Origin of the sequence: Corynebacterium sp. HMSC11D10 (assembly GCF_001806995.1) — a bacterium.
GTDB classification, from domain to species: domain Bacteria; phylum Actinomycetota; class Actinomycetes; order Mycobacteriales; family Mycobacteriaceae; genus Corynebacterium; species Corynebacterium coyleae.
In genome coordinates this window covers 120676-139208 of the sequence record NZ_KV787090.1, presented here as the reverse complement: position 1 = coordinate 139208, position 18533 = coordinate 120676, and the positions used below count along the sequence as shown (strand labels likewise).

Sequence of the window (18533 nt, the reverse complement as noted above, 5' to 3'; positions counted from 1 at the left end):
AAGCCGGAAGCCGAGAAGGTCTACAAATGCCATGACATAAACGCTAAGCAACCTCCAAACAACCGACAAGGCCCAACAAAAAATCTGTGGATAACCCACCGACTCATGCCGGAAAGTTATCCACAGATCTTGTTGGGTCTTGACTTTTAGCGTTTGGTCACTTTGCCGGTCAGTTTCGCGAGTGGTGCTGCGAAGGATCCGCGGGCGAGGAACCATCCGAGCGCGGTGACGGCTACGGCGCCGAGGAATACCAAGGTGCCGGTCCAGGATGTGGAGTCTTGGGCGGCGAACATGGCGTTGAGGTTGGCGCGTAGGCCGGTCGTCGCAACGAGGAAGACGTGGATGACCATGAAGATGAGGAAGTAGATCATGGTGGGGAAGTGCACGGCGCGTGCCCACGCGACGGGCACCCCGTTCCACGTTTTCGGCCACATGGAGCTCATGCGGAAGCCGGATGCGATCGCGAGTGGGGAGGCGATGAATACGGTGGTGAAGTACGCGAGTTCTTGCAGCGCGTTGTAGTGGACCCAGCCGTGTTCGTCGGGCCAGTCGAGTGCGAGGTATTGCAGTCCTGCGGAGATGGCGTTGGGGATGACGTCGATGCTGGTTGGCACGATGCGGACCCATTGGCCGGTGGCAAACAGCAGGATGTAGAACACTACGCCGAGTGCGACCCATGCGATGTCGAGGGTTTGGTGCAGCCATTGGGTCAGTGAGATCTTTTTGCCGTTGCGTTTCGACGTCCAGTAGCCTGCCGGCCGCTTCTCTCTGCGCACGTCGAGACCAGTCTTGATGATGAGCGCCATGAGGAACATGTTGAAGAAGTGGGCCCAGTTGAGCCAGGCGGGGAAGCCGACGGGTGCGTTGTCGGGCAGTGGCTGCATTCCGTCGTAACGTGCGATGAAGTCGGCGCCGGTGTCGGTGCCGATGAACCAGCGTGCGCCGAGGAATGCTGCGATGACCAGTACGAGGGCTGGAATGAGCCATCGCTTATCGACGACCCCACGCCCCGCCGGCACCTCCACCGGCGCAGGCGCTGCGGGCGTTGGGGCTGCCGGTGCTGCCGGAGCCGGATCGGGCGTGGGCGTGGCGTCGGCGGTTGTTGCGGCCGCTGGTGCAGCCGTCGGTGCTGGAGCTGGTGCGGCTTCGGGCTCGGCTGGTGCGGGCACGTGGACGGTGCCGGCGGGTGGCCAGGCTTCGCCGCCTGCGACGCGGGGGAGACCACGGCGCAGGGGAACTTCGACGGTGTTTGCGGGGGTTGCAGCTGGAGCTGTGGCCTGATCAGCTGCGTCAGCCGTGCTAGTCGCAGCAGCGTCAGGCTCGCTCGGTGTCGCTGTGGACGGAGCCGCAGCAGCGCCCGCAGCGCCTGCGAAGGCAGCGACGGCGGTGGCTGGTGGCCAGGGTTCACCACCCGGGGTACGAGGTAGGCCCTGGCGCAAACCGGTGGTCGGCGAGGAAGCAGACACAGTGGCAGGCGCCGCGACAGGCTCAGCGGGTGCGCAGGTGGTCGGGGTGGTGGGGTCGTCGATTAGCGGGGGCCATGGTTCGCCGCCGGGAACACGGGGCAGGCCGCGTCGGAGTTGGGGCATTACTTACGAGCCTCGATCTCGGAGATGATCTGTGGGACGACGTCGAAGAGGTCGCCGATGATGCCGAAGTCGGCGATGTCGAAGATGGGGGCATCCTCGTCATTGTTGATGGCGACGATGGTGTCGGCGGTTTGCATGCCCACCAGGTGTTGGACGGCGCCGGAGATGCCGATGCCGATGTAGAGCTTCGGGCTGACCAGTACGCCGGTTTGGCCGATTTGGGCTTCGTAGGCGACTTGGTCTTCGTCGACGGCGGAGCGGGTGGCGCCGACGGCGGCGCCGAGGGCATCCGCAAGCCCGCCGACGAGTTCTTCGAACATGTCGGCGTCGCCGAGCGAGACGCCACCGGCAACGACCTTGTCTGCGGTGAGCAGGTCGGGGCGGGTGGAGGTGCGCTCGACCGGCGTGACGGAGACGACCTCGGCGGTGCGTGCGCCGGAGGTTTCGACGTTGAGGTCGCGCACCTCAGGCGTTGCGACGGCAGCGGCGCGGGTTTCCACAGCACCGGGGCGCACGGTGATGATCGGTGCGGAGTGGGTGGCAGCGGCAGTCGCGGTGTAGGCGCCGCCGAAGTTCTGGTGGTCGGTGACGATGCCTTCTGCGTCTCGACGAACCGCCACCGCGTCGGTCAACAGCGCCTTGCCTGCGCGCACGGCTACACGGCCGGCGGTTTCGCGCCCGCGCACGGTGTGGGAAAACAACACGGCGGCGGGGTTGAGGGTGGTGAGGGCGGTGGTGGTGGCGTCGACAAGTGGGGCGTCGGAAACCAGCACCGTGGCCGCGCCGAGGGTGCTGAGGGCGTCGGCGTGGGTGCGGTCGTCGATAAGAACGATGGGGGTGCCGATTTCGGAGGCCGCGCCGATGAGTTCGGCGGCGTGGGGGTCGAGGCTGCCGTCGTGGGAGCGGTCCGGGACAACGAGAATTTCAGTCATGGGTGCTCCTTAAATGAGGTTTTTGGATTCGAGGAAGTCGACGAGTTTCGCGGCGGCGGTGGAGTTGGCGTCGATGATTTCGCCGCGTTCGCGGGCCGGGCGCTTGTCAATGGCGACCATGATGGCGCGCGGGTGGGTGAAATCTTCCGCGTCGATGTCCAGGTCGGCGAGTGTGAGTGTGTTGAGCTCCTTCTTCTTCGCCGCCATGAGTCCCTTGAAGTTGGGGTAGCGGGGGTCGGCGAACTCGTCGGCAACAGCGACGACGGCTGGGAGGTCGGCGCGCAGTTCGACGACCGCCCCGTCGGAGGCCTGGGTGGCGGTGACGTTTGTGCCGTCGACGGTCAGTTCCGTCAGGTTGGTCAGTACGGGCCAGTTCAGGTGTTCGGCGATCATGGGGGCGATGACGCCGGTGCCACCGTCGGAGGACATGTTGCCCGTGACGACGAGGTCGTAACCGTTCTTGCGAATCAACGCCGCAAGCACCTCGGCGGTGAGGGTGACGTCTGCGCCGGTCAGGGCGTCGTCGGAAACGATGTAGGCCTCGGTGGCGCCCATGGCGATGCCGCGGCGGATCGAGTCGGCAGACGTTTCGGGGCCGACGCTGAGGATTTCGACCACGGTGTCGTCGTTAAGTGCTTCCGCGATGCGTAGCGCTGCTTCGACGGCGCGTTCGCCAACTTCGTCGGCAACAACGTCGCCAGAGCGGTCGGTCAGACCGGTCTCCAGGTTCATTTCGCGGTCGCTGTAGGTGTCCGGCACCTCTTTCAGCAGCACGGCAATGCGCACGGCTACTCCTTATAGGTAGGGGGTAGGCAATCGTGCGCAGTCTAGCGCACGCCTAAAAGTCGAATCCTCCGAAGTCGAAGCCGCCGCCGAAGTCACCCATGTCTCCGCCGAAATCGCCGCCACCCATGTCACCCATATCACCCATATCTCCCATGTCGCCCATGCCCTCGGCGCCAGCAGCGTCGCCGAGACCGCCAGCCTCGAACGCTTCGGGGGCGGCAGCGCCGGACATGCCGGCGAACATGGTGGAGTAGAACATCATCGACGACGCAGCCCACATGCCCGTCATCATCGCTGGGGCCCACCAGGCGGTGGAGTACCAGCCGGCTGGCACGGGGCGGCCTGCGACGGCGCCGCCGGGGTAGTAGTGCGGGGTCGCCTCGGTGGCTACGGGCGATGCGGTAACAACGGTGCCGTCTTCTTGGCGCACGCTGCGCTGTTCAGTCACGCGGCCTGCCTGGCGCTGGCCTTCCAACTCTGGCAGCGCAGGACCGGCTGGAAGCCCCATGATTTCGCGTGCGGCGTTGACGTAGTGCAGGCCCTCGAGCGCGGATTCGCGGGCGAGCATGGCCTGCTTTGGCGTGCGGGCGTCGGCAAGACCTGCGCTTGCTGCGTTGAAGCGCTCGGAGGCGTCGGCCATGGCCTGGGTGGAGGCGGCGTCGTTGCCGGAGAGGTTCAGCACTTGCGAACCGAGGCGGTCGGTCCATCGCTTGGCGTCGGCGTAGGCGTCGTCGAAAGAAATCTGCACCTGCTGGCGCGATTGCACTTGACGACGACCGCCACCACCCATCGTGGGCAGCATGATCAACGCACCAATAGCAAAGACGATGAGCAACAGACCGAGCATGGCTCCTCCTAAAAATCGTTGTTGTTTGGTTCAACGGGTGAACCTGCGCTAAAGTTCCGAGCAGCCGTTAAGGCAGCGTTTCTACGCATGGGAATGTCGTATAGTGGCTAATACCTCAGCCTTCCAAGCTGAAGACGCGGGTTCGATTCCCGTCATTCCCTCCACGTTTGACCACCGGTTCTGCATGCAGAACCGGTTTTCTTATGCCCCGATGTGACCCTGGAATAAACGCCCGCTACAATGATCAACCTGAACCGCTTGAGTGGTTACTGATTCGGTTCATACCGTGGCGGTTTTGCCGCCTACGGGGCGTGGCGCAGTTTGGTAGCGCACCTGCTTTGGGAGCAGGGGGTCGCAGGTTCAAATCCTGTCGCCCCGACAAAGGCGGGCCCGTTTTGTACGGGCCCGCCACTTATAAGCACTGAAACTCGTTGATGGAAACAAGTACAGGAGAAACCCGTGAAGACTAACGTCGAAAAGCTCAGCGACACCCGCGTTAAGCTCAACGTCAGCGTGCCGTTCGACGAGCTTGGCCAGGAGATCGACCAGGCATACAAGGCGATCTCCCAGCAGGTCAACATTCCGGGCTTCCGTCGAGGCAAGGCTCCGCGCCAGCTGATCGACGCTCGTTTCGGCCGCGGTCCGATCCTGGAGCAGGTTGTCAACGACATGCTGCCGACCCGCTACGAGCAGGCCCTGGCAGAGAACGACCTGAACCCGCTGGGCCAGCCGGAGATTGAGGTCACCAAGATCGAGGACAACGACGTTGTCGAGTTCACCGCTGAGATCGACGTTCGTCCGGAGATCGAGGTGCCGGACTTCTCCAAGATTGAGGTCACTGTTCCGGAGCTCAAGGTTGACGACGAGGCTGTTGACGCCGAGCTCGACTCCCTGCGCGAGCGTTTCGGTGAGCTCAAGGACACCAAGCGCAAGATGAAGACCGACGACTTTGCGGTCATCGACCTTGAGGCTTCTATCGACGGCGAGAAGCTCGACGACGCTTCCGCTGAGGGCCTGACCTACCGCGTTGGTGCCGACGACCTGATGAAGGGCCTGGACACCGCTCTTCGTGGCATGAAGACCGGCGAAGACAACGAGTTCGAGACCGAGATCCAGTACGGCGAGAACAAGGGCAAGAAGGCGACCGTAAAGGTCCACGTCCAGCAGACCAAGGAGCGCAAGCTTCCGGATCTTGACGACGATTTCGTCCAGATGGCGTCCGAGTTCGACACCGTCGACGAGCTGCGTGAGTCCACCCGCGAGCAGGTTGAGGAGAACGCGAAGGCGAAGCAGGCTGCTGACATTCGCGACGAGGTTCTCAAGGCTGCCCTCGCCCAGGTTGAGTTCGCGCTGCCGGAGTCGATCGTCGACGAGCAGGTGCACAACCAGCTTCACCAGCTGCTCGGCCAGATGGCTCACGACGAGAACGCACTGGCGCAGCTGCTTGAGGCTCAGGGCACGACCCGCGAGGAGTTTGACAAGGAGTCCCGCGAGCAGGCTGAAGAGTCCGTGCGCACCCAGCTGTTCCTCGACGCTGTTGCAGAGGAAGAGCAGCCGGAGGTTTCCCAGCAGGAGCTCACCGACCACATCCTGTTCACCGCACAGTCCTACGGCATGGACCCGAACCAGTTCGTGGCTCAGCTGCAGCAGTCCGGCCAGATCGCGAACCTGTTCTCCGACGTGCGTCGCGGCAAGGCCCTCGCCGCCGCTATCTCTCGCACCTCGGTGAAGGATGAGGCTGGCAACAAGGTTGACCCGAACGATTACTTCGGTGAGATCGAGGAAGAGGACGAGGCTGCTGAGGAGCAGTAACCCCCTCTAAACCAAGGGTTTTTGGGCGGCTGGAAGCGAACTTTCGCTTCCGGCCGCTTTTTGTGTGGGGGCGTGGGGTCGTCGATAAGAATTGGCCGTACGCCGGTAGCGAACAAGGTTCAACTCCCTCGCGCGCGCGAGTAGGGTGGTGGCGTTACACGACGAACTAGCGAAGGAGCATCTGTTATGACTTCCCCGACTCAAGGTATGAACCTGGGAGACTCGGTGTACGAGCGCCTCCTGCGGGAGCGCATTATTTTCCTGGGTCAGCAGGTGGATGATGAGATTGCCAACAAGCTTTGCGCCCAGATTCTGCTGCTGTCGGCTGAGGATCCGACGCGCGACATCAGTCTTTACATCAACTCGCCGGGCGGTTCGGTGACCGCAGGTATGGCGATTTACGACACGATGAAGTACTCCCCGTGCGACATCGCTACCTACGGCATGGGTTTGGCTGCTTCCATGGGCCAGTTCCTGCTGTCTGGCGGCACGAAGGGCAAGCGTTACGCGCTGCCGCACGCACGCATCATGATGCACCAGCCTTCCGCAGGTGTTGGCGGCACTGCTGCTGATATTGCGATCCAGGCTGAGCAGTTTGCCGCGACGAAGCGTGAGATGGCTGAACTTATCGCAGAGCACACCGGCCAGACCTTCGAACAGATCACGAAGGATTCGGACCGTGACCGTTGGTTTACCGCGATGGAGGCCAAGGAATACGGCATCGTGGACCACGTCATCGAGAATGCCGCCATGGCTGGCGAGCACGCGATTGGCGACTAAGGCAAGCAACGAGAAGAGGAGACTTTTACTATGACTTTCCAAATGCCCAGCTCCCGCTACGTGCTGCCGCAGTTCCTGGAGGAGACCAGCTTCGGCACGAAGCAGATTGATCCGTACGGCAAGCTGTTTGAGGAGCGCATTGTGTTCCTTGGCACCCAGGTTGATGACACGTCGGCGAACGACATCATGGCCCAGCTGCTGGTCCTGGAGTCCCAGGATCCGGACCGTGACATCACGATGTACATCAACTCCCCGGGTGGTTCGTTTACCGCGTTGATGGCGATTTACGACACGATGCAGTACGTCCGCCCCGACGTGCAGACGGTGTGCCTCGGCCAGGCGGCATCGGCCGCCGCGGTCATCCTGGCGGCCGGTGCGCCGGGTAAGCGTGCGGCGTTGCCGAACTCGCGTGTGCTGATCCACCAGCCGGCCACCCAGGGCACGCAGGGGCAGGTTTCGGACCTGGAGATCCAGGCGGCTGAGATCGACCGTATGCGTCGTCTCATGGAGAACACGCTGTCGCACCACACGGGCCGTACGCCAGAGCAGGTTCGTATTGATACCGACCGCGACAAGATCCTCACCGCTGAGGAAGCCGTGGAGTACGGGATCATCGACCAGGTCTTCGACTACCGCAAGCTCAACGGCTAAAAAGAAAGGCGCCCGTAAGGGCGCTTTTTAGCTTTACGACGACACCCTCACCGGCGTCGCACCACAACCACCTACTGTTCGGTTGGGGTTTCCACGACGTCGGCGGAGGTCGGCGCTGCGTCGTCGCAGAACTTCACTGCGTTACGGATGGCTTCTGGTGCGCCCTCGAAGTCGCCGCGCGACCAGCACACGCCGTCTGCGGTGTTTTGTGGGTCTACAGACGCCCAACCGTTGCCCCGTGCGACCCAGTAGTAGTCCTGACCGTCTGGTGTGACGGTGCGGGCCCATTCACGGTCGCAGAAGGTGCTGTATTCGTCGCTGGCGCCCTGCGAGCCTTGTGCGGGCCATGCGCAGGCTGCCCCCGGCTCGTCCGGTGCGGGAGCGACCTCTGGCTCGCGTGCGGAACCGCCGGAGTTGCCGGATCCGCTCGAGCTGCGGCGACTGCTGCTGGACTTGGTGGACGTCTTCGACGAGGAGCTCGAGGAGCTCTTCGTGGTTGTGGACGAGGAGGTTGTGGTCTCGTCGTCTTCCTCGGAGGTGGTGGTCGTCGGGGTTGGGGTGGCTGTTGTGCTGGTTTGGGGGAAATCCAGCACCGGTTCAGCAATGCGTGCCTCGTCGTCCGAGCCGCCGCAGGCGGAGAGCGCCGGGACGGCGATGAGCGCTGCGGCGATGGTGGCAAGTGCGCGGCTGCGTTTCACGGGTACGGATTTCCTTTCAGACACATCAAAGAATGTGTCTAGGCTAGCTGATCGTTCCGAGGACAATGCGCTTAGTTTAGTCCCACCGCGTTTTGGGTGCGTGGGACGGGAACAGGGATGTGTCGTCGTGCGTTGTAGGGTGTGGGGTTCAGCACCCACTAGACTTGGGGAAGATTTCGGCGAGGGAACGGGAGTAGATACGCGCATATGGCCACTACGCATGACAGCGCTAGCCTTCTGAAGTGCTCTTTCTGCGGCAAAAGCCAGCAGCAGGTCCGCAAACTGATTGCGGGCGGAGGCGTCTACATTTGCGACGAATGCATCGAGCTGTGCAACGAGATCATCGAAGAGGAGCTCGCCGGCGCAGAACGCCAGGAGGAATCAGGAGAGCGTTTGCCGCGCCCTTCGGAGATCACTGCGTTTCTGGACGAGTATGTGATCGGCCAGGATGCGGCCAAGCGCACGCTTGCTGTGGCTGTGTACAACCACTACAAGCGCATTAAGGCGGAGGAGTCGAACCTTTCGGCCCGTGCGAAGGACGAGGAAGTGGAGATTTCCAAGTCCAACATCTTGCTGCTTGGCCCGACGGGTTCTGGCAAGACCTATCTCGCGCAGACGCTGGCGCGCATGTTGAATGTGCCGTTTGCGATCGCGGATGCCACCAGCCTGACCGAGGCTGGCTATGTCGGCGAGGACGTGGAGAACATTCTGCTGAAGTTACTGCAGGCGGCAGACTTCGATGTGAATCGTGCGCAGCACGGCATCATTTACGTCGACGAGGTGGACAAGATTTCCCGCAAGTCCGAAAACCCGTCGATTACCCGCGACGTTTCGGGTGAGGGTGTGCAGCAGGCGCTGCTGAAGATCCTGGAGGGCACGGTTGCGTCCGTGCCACCACAGGGTGGACGTAAGCACCCGAACCAGGAGTTCATCCAGGTGGACACGTCGAACATCCTGTTCATCGTGGCCGGCGCGTTCGCTGGCCTGGACAAGGTGATCGCGGAGCGCGTGGGCAAGAAGGGCATCGGCTTCGGGGCGGAGATCGACTCGAAGTCGGAGCGCGACGAGGCGAACATGATGGCGCAGGTGCAGCCGGGCGATCTGGTGAAGTTCGGCCTGATCCCCGAGTTCATTGGCCGTTTGCCGATCATCGCGCACGTCGATGATCTGGACCGCGACTCGATGAAGCGCGTGCTCACGGAGCCGAAGAACTCGTTGGTCAAGCAGTACAAGCGCCTGTTCGCGATGGACGGCGCGGAACTGACGGTGACCGACGAGGCGCTCGGTGTGATCGCGGACAAGGCGGCGGAGCGCAAGACCGGTGCTCGTGGCCTGCGTGCGATCATGGAGGAACTGCTCGTTCCGGTGATGTACGAGTTGCCGGACCGTGACGGCGTCGCTGAGGTTGTGCTGGATGAGGCAGCCGCTCGCGGGGAGGGCGAACCGAAGTTCATTGAAGAAGAAAAGCAGCGCTCCGCGTAACGCAGTTCGCTTAGACTAGGCCGCCGTCGTCGCTGTAGACGTCGGCGGTTTCTTCTTCCGCAGTGGGGGTGGGTTCGAGGTAGGACTCGTAGCCGGAGTAGGGGATGTTGGACGTGAGGAACGTCAGCACGGTGTCGATGACCATGCGGCGCATGCCGTCGACGTTGCGGCGGCTTGCAAAGTCCACGTCGCTGACGCTCAGTGCGGTCAGGCTGTTGCCCACGCGGAAGAAACACAGCGATGCGACCAGCGTGAGCAGATCGACAGCGGAGATACCTGGGCGGAATGCTCCCGCGTCTTGGCCTGCGAGCAACAGACGTTCAACGTGGAGGAGTACTTCGTTCTCGCTGACAAGCGCTGCGGCGTCTTCTTCGGCGGCGACGGGGTCGAGGTTTTCACGCAGGACGAGGCGCACACCGTCGGGGTGGTCCAAAAACGCGTGGTAGAGGGCGTCGATGTAACGGCGCATCCCCTCGACGGGGGCGGCGTAGGAGCGGGTGGCGATGTCCTGAGGCGGGGTGATGCGAGCACTTGCCACCTTGAGCGCTGCGAGGTACAAGCCGCGCTTGTTACCAAAGTGGTAGTGGATCATGCGCTTGCTCATGCCCGTGGTGCGTGCAAGCGCGTTGAGTTTGACGTCGTCGTAACCGTTGTGGGCAAACGCGACAATCGCGGCATCGACGACAGCACCGGGGGAAGGGGAGGTGGCAGTCTCGGGTGCGGCGGTGTCGGCCATGTCCGTGGGCTCCCTTTCGGTGTGGCTCGGTGTGGTGGGGTCGTCGATACGCTTCTTTGCTTCTTCTCATCGTGCACCACTTGGCAGATCAGTGGCGCAGTACCGGCCAATGTTGCCCCCTGTGGGGGTAGGTTGAAGGGGAAACAGAAACAGAAAGAGGAGGCCTCATCATGTCCCAGACCCCCGCAAATGTCGTTGTTACCGGCGCAGCAGGCAACATTGCGTACTCGTTGCTGTGGCGCGTGGCAGCAGGCGATGTCTTCGGCCCCGATCGTCCGGTGAACCTGACGCTGCTGGAGATCCCGGAGGCAGTGCGTGCGGCTGAGGGCACGGCAATGGAGCTCAACGACTCGGCGCTGCCGCTTCTGAACAAGATCACGGTGACCGACGACGCAAACAAGGCATTCGACGGTGCGCAGGCGGCGTTCCTGGTGGGGGCGAAGCCGCGCGGCAAGGGGGAGTCGCGCGCGGACATGCTGGCTGCAAACGGCAAGATTTTCATCGGACAGGGGCAGGCGATCAACAACGGTGCTGCGGATGACGTCCGCGTGCTGGTGGTCGGCAACCCGGCGAACACGAATGCCTACATTGCGAACAAGGCGGCGCCGGATGTGCCAGCGGATCGCTTCAACGCGCTGATGCGTTTGGACCACAACCGTGCGCTGTCGATGCTCTCGCAGCAGCTCGGGGTGGCCTCGAGCGCCATTGAGCGCCTGACAGTGTGGGGCAACCACTCGGATACGCAGTTCCCGGACATCACCTACGCCACGGTGGACGGCAACCCGGTTGAGGTGGATCGCGCCTGGTATACCGACGAGTTCATCCCGCGCGTGGCCAAGCGCGGCGCGGAGATCATCGAGGTGCGCGGTAAGTCCTCGGCGGCGTCTGCGGCGTCGGCGTCGGTGGATCACATGCGCGACTGGGTGCAGGGCACGGCTGGCAAGTGGACGACGGCTGCGTTGCCGTCGACGGGCCAGTACGGCGTGGACGAAGGGCTTGTGTTCGGCTTCCCGGTGACGGGTGAAAACGGTGCGTGGGAGGTCGTCGAAAAGCTGGAGCTCAGCGACGATCAGCGGGCTCGTATCGACGCCAACATCACCGCCTTGAAGGACGAGGCGGCGATCGCCGACAAGCTGTTCTAGGTAGCTCGTTAAGATAGGTCGCGTGACTGACAAAAATCTGAACCGCACTGACGCGCTGCCGAAGTCGTGGGAGCCCAGCGACCACGAACGCGACCTCTACGAAGGCTGGGTCAAGGCAGGCTATTTCACTGCCGACGCCCACTCTGACAAGCCTGCGTACTCCATCGTGCTGCCGCCGCCAAACGTGACGGGTCAGCTGCACATGGGCCATGCGCTCGACCACACGCTGATGGACTCCCTGGTGCGCCGCAAGCGCATGCAGGGCTACGAGGTGCTGTGGCTGCCGGGCATGGACCACGCAGGCATCGCCACCCAGACCAAGGTCGAGGCGAAGCTCAAGGCCGAAGAAGGCAAGGACCGCTACGACTACGGCCGTGAAGAGTTCATTGACCGGGTGTGGGAGTGGAAGGAGCAGTACGGTGGCACGATCACCTCGCAGATGCGTGCGATCGGCGATTCCGTCGACTGGTCCCGCGAGCGCTTCACGCTGGACGAGGGCCTGTCGCGCGCCGTCCAGACCATCTTTAAGCAGCTCTACGACCGCGGCCTGGTCTACCGCGATTACCGCCTGGTCAACTGGTCGCCGGTGCTGGAGACTGCTGTGTCCGACATTGAGGTCGTGTACAAGGACGTCGAGGGCGAGTTCGTCTCCATTCGCTACGGCTCGCTTGACGACGACCAACCGCACCTGATCGTTGCCACGACGCGTGTGGAGACGATGCTGGGCGACGTCGCCATCGCCGTTCACCCTGACGACGAGCGCTACTCCCACCTCATCGGCGAAGTCTTCGAGCACCCACTGCGCGAAGGTATGCAGGTCAAGGTCATTGCCGACGACTACGTGGACATGGAACTCGGCACCGGTGCGGTGAAAATCACCCCGGCGCACGACCCGAACGACTACGAGATGGGTCTGCGCCACGACCTTGAGATGCCGATCATCATGGACGAAAAGGGCCGCATCGCCGATACCGGCACCAAGTTTGACGGCATGAGCCGCGAAGAAGCCCGCGTCGCCGTGCGCGAGGCGCTGGCTGAGCAGGGCCGCATTGTGAAGGAAGTGCGCCCGTACGTCCACTCCGTGGGCCACTCGGAACGCTCCGGTGAGCCGATCGAGCCGCGCCTGTCCCTGCAGTGGTTTGTCAAGGTCGATGAGCTGGCCAAGATGTCCGGCGACGCCGTGTGCGAAGGCGACACGAAGATTCACCCGGAGTCGATGGAGAAGCGCTACTTCGACTGGGTGGACAACATGCACGACTGGACCATTTCGCGCCAGTTGTGGTGGGGCCACCGCATCCCGATCTGGTACGGCCCGGAGGACGACAACGGCGAGCGTGACGTGGTTTGCGTCGGCCCGGACGAAGAGCCGCCGGCAGGCTACGAGCAGGATCCAGACGTTTTGGATACCTGGTTCTCGTCGGCACTGTGGCCGTTTTCCACGATGGGTTGGCCGGACAAGACCCCGGATTTGGAGAAGTTCTTCCCAACCACCGTGCTGGTTACCGCCTACGACATCCTGTTCTTCTGGGTTGCCCGCATGATGATGTTCGGCACCTTTGCAGGCTCGACCACCCCGGAGATCCTGGGGGAGGGTAAGGATGGCCGCCCGCAGATCCCGTTCGAGCACCTCTACCTACACGGCCTGGTGCGCGACGAGAAGGGCCGCAAGATGTCGAAGTCCTTGGGCAACGGCATCGACCCGATGGATTGGGTGGAGCAGTACGGTGCGGATGCGCTGCGCTTCGCCCTGGCTCGTGGTGCGAACCCGGGTGTGGACCTGCCGATTGGCGACGACCACGCCACCGCCGCCCGCAACTTTGCCACCAAGCTGTTTAACGCCACCAAGTTCGCGCTCATGAACGGCGCGCGCGTGGACGCGTTGCCTGCACGCGAGGCGCTGACCGACGCTGACCGTTGGATCCTGGATCGAGCCGAGGAAGTCCGCGCCAAGGTGGACGCCTACCTGGACGATTACCAGTTTGCCAAGGCTAACGAGGCGCTTTACCACTTCGCGTGGGATGAGCTGTGTGACTGGTACCTGGAGATCGCCAAGACCCAGATCCCGCGGGACGAGGCTGACGCCTCGTCGGAAGAGAAGGACCGTGGCGAGAACACCAAGGTTGTGCTTGGCCGTGTGATCGATGTTGTGCTGCGCCTGCTGCACCCGACGATGCCGTTTATCACCGAGGTGCTGTGGAAGGCACTGACCGGCGGCGAAACGGTGACGCTCGCGCCGTGGCCGACCGCAGAGGACACCAACGGTGGTGCCGCGACTGACGAGGACGCTCGCCGTCGCATCGAAGATTCGATCAAGCTGATCACCGAGCTGCGTCGCTTCCGCTCTGATCAGGGTGTGAAGCCGTCGCAGAAGGTGCCGGCTCGCCTGGACTTCGCTTCGGCTGATCTGGTTGGCCAGGAGGCAATGGTGCGCCAGATTGCGAAGGTGACGGCGCCGGACGATGACTTTGAGGCATCGGCAAGCATTGAGATGCGCCTGAGCAAGGTCAACCTGGACGTCGCGTTGGATACTTCCGACACCGTCGATGTCGCTGCGGAGCGCAAGCGCCTGGAAAAGGAGCTTGCGGCGGCGCAGAAGGAGCTCGACACCACTGGCGGGCAGCTCGCCAATGAGCAGTTCTTGGCTAATGCGCCGGCGCAGGTCGTCGAGAAGATCAAGGCGCGTCAGAAGGTCGCACAGGAAGAGTTTGAGCGCGTCACGGCTCGTCTTGAGGCGCTGAAGTAATGGCGGATAAGTCGTTCGACCCGGAAGCGCGGGCAGCGTACGAGGCACTTCGAGCACAGCTTGGCGACGACGCCCTCGAGGGCATCGACATCGCCGACCTCGAATCCGGCCGTGACACCGACTTCGGCCACCTGGAGATGACCGATCACGGCATCACGCTCAACCTTGCCGACATGCCGGCCGAGACCGGCGCGGACGGCTCCGACGCCGATACCGACGAGCCTGTACCAACCCTGGCTCCGGAGGGCGACCACCCGGACTTTGACAAGGTGGTCGCCCAGTTGGATGCGCGTGCGGCGGCGAATGACCCGAACCCGTCGCTGGACCGCATTGCGATGCTGATGGATCTTTTGGGTACGCCCCAGCAGTCCTTCAACGTCATTCACGTGGCGGGCACGAACGGCAAGACGTCGACGGCGCGTATGGCGGAGTCGATCCTTCGCGCGCTGAACCGTCGCACGGGGTTGTTCACCTCGCCGGAGTTGGAGCGTGTCACCGAGTGCATCCTCATCGATGGTGAGGAGATCTCCCAGACCCGTTTCGTGGATGTGTGGCGCGATATTGAGCCGTACGTGGACATGGTGGACGCGCACTTCCGCGAGCGCGGCGAGGCGGAGATGAGCCGTTTCGAGCTGCTTGTCGGCATTGCGTACGCGGCGTTTGCGGACGCACCCGTGGATGTTGCGATCGTCGAGGTCGGCATGGGCGGCACCTGGGATGCGACGAACGTGGTGGAGGCGGACGTGTCCGTCATCACCCCGATCGGTATCGACCACCAGCGGTTCCTCGGTGAGACGATCGAGGAGATCGCCACGCACAAGGCAGGCATTATCAAGGCCCGGGAGCGCGACGGCTACGGACCGGCGGAAAACATCGCCATCGTTGCTGAGCAGGAGCCGGAGGCGATGCACGTCATCCTGGAGCGTGCGGTGGAAACCGGCGCGGCGGTGGCGCGACAGGGCCACGACTTTACTATCGACGACTCCTCAGTCGCCGTCGGCGGCCAGCAACTATCGCTGCAGGGCCTTGGCGGAGTCTACGACGACATCTTCTTGCCGCTTTCCGGCGCACACCAGGCAGAGAACGCTTCGGTGGCGCTGGCTGCGGTGGAGAGTTTCTTCGGCGTGTCCCGCGAGCACCCGTTGGATATGGATTCGGTGCGCCAGGGCTTCGCGGAGGTGAAGGTGCCTGCGCGCGTGGAGCGTGTGTTGGGCGATCCGGTGGTGCTCATTGACGCCGCTCACAACCCCCATGGCGCGGCCACGCTTGCCGAGGCGATGCAGCGCGACTTCAACTACCAGTCCGTCATCGGCGTGGTGTCCATCTTCGCGGACAAGGACGCCCGTGCGATGCTGGCAGCGCTCGAGCCGGTGCTCGCGGATGTGGTGATCACCCAGAACACCGACCCGCGCGCGATGGATGCCTACGAGTTGGCGGAGATCGCCTACGAGATCTTCGGCGATGAGCGTGTGCGTGTCGACGACAACCTGCCCTCGGCGATCGAACTCGCCATCGAGTTGGCCGAGGAGGAAGGCCCCGAAGGCGTCGGTGTGCTCATCACCGGCTCCGTTGCCACCGCAGGTCAGGCGCGCACCTACCTCCGTTCGTCGCGGGGTGTGCAGTGACCGCGCACCTGCTGTTGCCTGGCACGGCGCCGGTGATTGTTACGGCGCCACACGCCGTGGAGCAGCAGCGCGACGGCAAGATCAAGCTTGCGGAGCCCGCGACCCGTTGGCTCGCGGAGCAACTCCACGAGTACGCAGGTGCTACAGCGTTGATCAAGACCGACGCGGATAAGGCGGATCCGAACTCGGACGAGCACAGTCCGTTCCGGGACGTCGCGGTGCGCGAGGTCGAGCAGCGTGGGATCGTTGCGGGCATCGACTTGCACCAGATGAACCCGGACCGGCCCGATCAGGTAATCCTGGGAACCGGTCGCGGGCGCAACATCCACGACGATTGGCGGGTGCGCGACATTGTGGTCGCCGAGTTCAACGCGTGCGGTGTGCCCGTGCTTGTCGACGAAATCTTTCCCGCAATGGGACTTCACCGCGTGTCCTCCGATGTCGCGGCGCGGACCAACATCCCGTATGTGCAGGTGGAGATGAACAGTGCTGCGCTCGACGAGGGGCCGCGCGAACATATGCTGGCTGCCCTGACTCGCGTAGTGCAGCGCTTTGCGGAGGAATTGGCGTGAAACCGACCTGGCTGGTGACTAACCGATGGCTGCACTGGGACAAGTTTGAGTGGCAGTTCGACCAGATCATCGGGGCATCACACGGCCAGATTAAGCGTGTGACCACTGACTACGCGGTTACTCATTTGGACGACCTTCCCGAGGTGGCCTTCGTCATGGATAAGGATGTCGCCGCGGTTGCGCAGTTGGAGGCGTTCGGGGTCAGGTGCGTGAATTCGTCGCAAAGCATTGCGCTGTGTGACAACAAGGCGTACACGCATGCGGCGCTGACTCGGGCGGGGATCGCGCACCCGAAAACGATCACCGCGCCGCTGGTGTACCGCAACCTCGCGGCGGAGGAATGGGCCAACAGCGAGTTTGTTGCCGCGGTCGAACACTCCCTGGGGTTTCCGGCGGTGGCGAAACATGCCGTCGGGTCGTGGGGCAGCGGGGTGTTTCTTGTAAAAAGCCGCGACGAGCTCATCGACATGCTGCGTGAGGCGTACCCCTCACCGGTGATTGTGGAGGAGTACGTCGCTGGCTCGCACGGCCGCGACGCGCGGATCTACATGGTGGGCGACACACCCGTCGCAGCGATGCGGCGCTTTGGCCAAGGTGGAGATTTCCGCGCCAACATCACAGGTGGTGGGCGTGCGGAAGCCTGGGATCCCCCGGCCGAATACGTCGACGTTGCGCGCGCCGCGATGGCAGCGCTCGGGCTGGATATTGGGTCGGTGGACTTCCTTGATGCGCAAGACCCCCTGGTCGGCGAGGTGAACTCGAACGCGCAGTTTGCGTCGCTGACGGAAACCACCGGAATCGATGTCGCAGCAGCAGTCGTTGAATATCTGGAGCAGCTATGACCGAGATGTACCTGCCGGCCCGTGAGGTGCGACTCAACGGGAAGAAAGCCAGTGTGGCAACCTACCCGGTGAACTCACTGGTCATCGGCCGGGATTGGCCGGGCTGGGAGGGGCTCAGCGATTTCCACCCGGCGCTCTTGGACGGCACTACCGCGGTGCAGTTGATCAAGGGTGGTGCGGGCGAGGAGGCATCTGCAACCGCACGCATCCTCCGTGCCGTGCCTGACGGTGTCGCGTCGGTTCAGCCTGTGCACGCGGAGGTGTTTTCCACCAACGTGAAACAGCGCGCAGACAAGGCGGGCGATAGTTCGATCGTGATCAGCGAGTCCGTTCGCGCCCGGCTGCCGGAAGCGGAGCACTACCGGGTGGTATGCCCGTTTACCAGGTGCTCGTTCGTTGTCACCCGCGACGAGATCGAGACGTTCCCAGAAGGCGAATACTCCGACGGCACCATCAAGATTTCTCGTTATCAGCGCATCCTGTTGCGTCTGCACCCGCCGATGGACATCACAAAGGCGCATCGCGACGCTATCCCGCCAGAGCACCACACGCTCATTGACACCCACTACAAGGACAGGGGTGTTTGGCCGCGCGAGCGTATCGACGACATCGCGTACCCAGACCGCATCCAACTCAATAGGGCCCTTCGTGCGGCGAAATTCTTCGACATCATGGTCGTGCCGATGATCGAAGGCGAAGGTACATCGGTGTTCGGGGACAACGAACGTTCCACCGCGCGCAAGAACCCGCTGCGCAGGTCCTGGTACTGGACCGCGAGGAAGCTCCTCGGTTCGCGAACCTACGTGATGCGGGTCGCTCGACCGAACGACATCGACGAGTCCCGCGCAGTGGTGCGACTCACCGCGGATTCGATGCAGTCGTTGGGCATCGAGGATTCGGATATTGTGCGGCTGCGCTACGGCGACCGCACGATTGCGGCGCGTGCGATGGTGATTGTCGACGACGCCCGTTTCCGCCAGAACTCTCACATCAGCGTCATCGAGCCACTCGATGCGGTCATTGGTATTCCGTCGAAACTGCGCGGACAACTTGGTGTACCGAGCATTAACGAGTCGGTGAAGGTAGACCGCGACGTCAACCACCTGTTGCGCAAGACCTTGAACGTGTACATTTTGTCGGCGCTCGCGTGGCTGTTTACCGTGCTGCAGGTCATCCCGGAAGGTCCTCGAGCGACGATTGGCACCGTGGGGTTGTTCGTTCTCGCGCTGCCGTTCATTGTCTACCTTGCGGCGGCGCCGCGCCGGGCGCAGGTTATGGATGCCAGCTAGGTCTGGC

The 18533-nt window shown here is 63.1% G+C and carries 16 protein-coding genes and 2 tRNA genes; 12 read left to right on the top strand and 6 right to left on the bottom strand.

Translation table 11 applies throughout. The features are described from left to right. Positions 1–146: 146 nt before the first annotated feature. Genes HMPREF3120_RS11610 through HMPREF3120_RS11595 form a run of 4 tightly spaced genes read right to left on the bottom strand, consistent with a single transcriptional unit; the run spans position 147 to position 4154 of the window. Positions 147–1589 (bottom strand): cytochrome b/b6 domain-containing protein, encoded by a 1443-nt coding sequence (locus tag HMPREF3120_RS11610; RefSeq protein ID WP_083284917.1) that lies wholly within the window; start codon positions 1587–1589, stop codon positions 147–149. Beyond that, positions 1589–2521 (bottom strand): electron transfer flavoprotein subunit alpha/FixB family protein, encoded by a 933-nt coding sequence (locus HMPREF3120_RS11605; RefSeq protein ID WP_070453697.1) that lies wholly within the window; start codon positions 2519–2521, stop codon positions 1589–1591. Before HMPREF3120_RS11605 ends, HMPREF3120_RS11610 begins: the two co-directional genes overlap by 1 nt. A 9-nt stretch (positions 2522–2530) precedes the next feature. Next, positions 2531–3307, bottom strand: a complete 777-nt coding sequence (locus HMPREF3120_RS11600; RefSeq protein ID WP_070453694.1) for an electron transfer flavoprotein subunit beta/FixA family protein — start codon at positions 3305–3307, stop codon at positions 2531–2533. Positions 3308–3359: 52 nt separating this feature from the next. Continuing rightward, positions 3360–4154, bottom strand: a complete 795-nt coding sequence (locus HMPREF3120_RS11595; protein ID WP_070421289.1) for a hypothetical protein — start codon at positions 4152–4154, stop codon at positions 3360–3362. A gap of 89 nt (positions 4155–4243) precedes the next feature. On the opposite strand from HMPREF3120_RS11595, the gene HMPREF3120_RS11590 reads away from it, so the two are divergent. From HMPREF3120_RS11590 to HMPREF3120_RS11570, 5 genes are all read left to right on the top strand, one after another. After that, positions 4244–4318, top strand: a tRNA-Gly gene (locus HMPREF3120_RS11590). Between the two features lie 141 nt (positions 4319–4459). Further along, positions 4460–4533 (top strand) — tRNA-Pro (locus HMPREF3120_RS11585). Positions 4534–4613: 80 nt separating this feature from the next. Beyond that, positions 4614–5966 (top strand): trigger factor, encoded by a 1353-nt coding sequence (gene tig / locus HMPREF3120_RS11580; RefSeq protein WP_070453691.1) that lies wholly within the window; start codon positions 4614–4616, stop codon positions 5964–5966. Positions 5967–6152: 186 nt separating this feature from the next. Then, positions 6153–6746 (top strand): ATP-dependent Clp protease proteolytic subunit, encoded by a 594-nt coding sequence (locus HMPREF3120_RS11575; protein WP_070421293.1) that lies wholly within the window; start codon positions 6153–6155, stop codon positions 6744–6746. Positions 6747–6776: 30 nt separating this feature from the next. Then, on the top strand, positions 6777–7397 hold the full coding sequence (locus HMPREF3120_RS11570) for an ATP-dependent Clp protease proteolytic subunit (protein ID WP_070421294.1): 621 nt from the start codon (positions 6777–6779) through the stop codon (positions 7395–7397). 71 nt (positions 7398–7468) lie between these two features. Here HMPREF3120_RS11570 and HMPREF3120_RS11565 read toward each other — a convergent pair whose 3' ends face one another. After that, a complete protein-coding gene (locus tag HMPREF3120_RS11565; RefSeq protein ID WP_070453688.1) occupies positions 7469–8095 on the bottom strand; it encodes a hypothetical protein in 627 nt (208 codons plus the stop codon). A gap of 207 nt (positions 8096–8302) precedes the next feature. On the opposite strand from HMPREF3120_RS11565, the gene clpX reads away from it, so the two are divergent. After that, complete coding sequence (gene clpX, locus HMPREF3120_RS11560) at positions 8303–9577, top strand: ATP-dependent Clp protease ATP-binding subunit ClpX (protein ID WP_070421296.1); 1275 nt, start codon at positions 8303–8305, stop codon at positions 9575–9577. 10 nt (positions 9578–9587) lie between these two features. Here the strand turns inward: clpX and HMPREF3120_RS11555 are convergent, their stop codons facing one another. Next, the gene (locus HMPREF3120_RS11555) at positions 9588–10313 is read right to left on the bottom strand and encodes a TetR/AcrR family transcriptional regulator (protein WP_070453686.1); all 726 of its coding nucleotides are present in this window, start codon (positions 10311–10313) and stop codon (positions 9588–9590) included. A 170-nt stretch (positions 10314–10483) separates the two neighbouring features. Between HMPREF3120_RS11555 and HMPREF3120_RS11550 the strand changes: the two genes are divergently transcribed. From HMPREF3120_RS11550 to HMPREF3120_RS11525, 6 genes are read left to right on the top strand one after another with little or no spacing between them, the layout of a single operon-like run. Continuing rightward, positions 10484–11455 carry a malate dehydrogenase gene (locus HMPREF3120_RS11550; RefSeq protein WP_070453683.1) on the top strand — a complete coding sequence of 324 codons (972 nt, stop codon included), beginning with the start codon at positions 10484–10486 and terminating at the stop codon, positions 11453–11455. Positions 11456–11477: 22 nt separating this feature from the next. Next, the gene (locus HMPREF3120_RS11545) at positions 11478–14198 is read left to right on the top strand and encodes a valine--tRNA ligase (protein WP_070453680.1); all 2721 of its coding nucleotides are present in this window, start codon (positions 11478–11480) and stop codon (positions 14196–14198) included. Next, complete coding sequence (locus HMPREF3120_RS11540) at positions 14198–15823, top strand: bifunctional folylpolyglutamate synthase/dihydrofolate synthase (RefSeq protein ID WP_070453677.1); 1626 nt, start codon at positions 14198–14200, stop codon at positions 15821–15823. Before HMPREF3120_RS11545 ends, HMPREF3120_RS11540 begins: the two co-directional genes overlap by 1 nt. After that, entirely contained in the window at positions 15820–16395 is a 576-nt protein-coding gene (locus HMPREF3120_RS11535; protein WP_070453675.1) for a hypothetical protein, read from the top strand. Before HMPREF3120_RS11540 ends, HMPREF3120_RS11535 begins: the two co-directional genes overlap by 4 nt. Beyond that, positions 16392–17237 carry an ATP-grasp domain-containing protein gene (locus HMPREF3120_RS11530; protein WP_070453672.1) on the top strand — a complete coding sequence of 282 codons (846 nt, stop codon included), beginning with the start codon at positions 16392–16394 and terminating at the stop codon, positions 17235–17237. Before HMPREF3120_RS11535 ends, HMPREF3120_RS11530 begins: the two co-directional genes overlap by 4 nt. Continuing rightward, the gene (locus HMPREF3120_RS11525) at positions 17234–18526 is read left to right on the top strand and encodes a hypothetical protein (RefSeq protein WP_070453669.1); all 1293 of its coding nucleotides are present in this window, start codon (positions 17234–17236) and stop codon (positions 18524–18526) included. The genes HMPREF3120_RS11530 and HMPREF3120_RS11525 overlap by 4 nt, the downstream gene beginning before the upstream one ends. Positions 18527–18533: the final 7 nt, after the last annotated feature.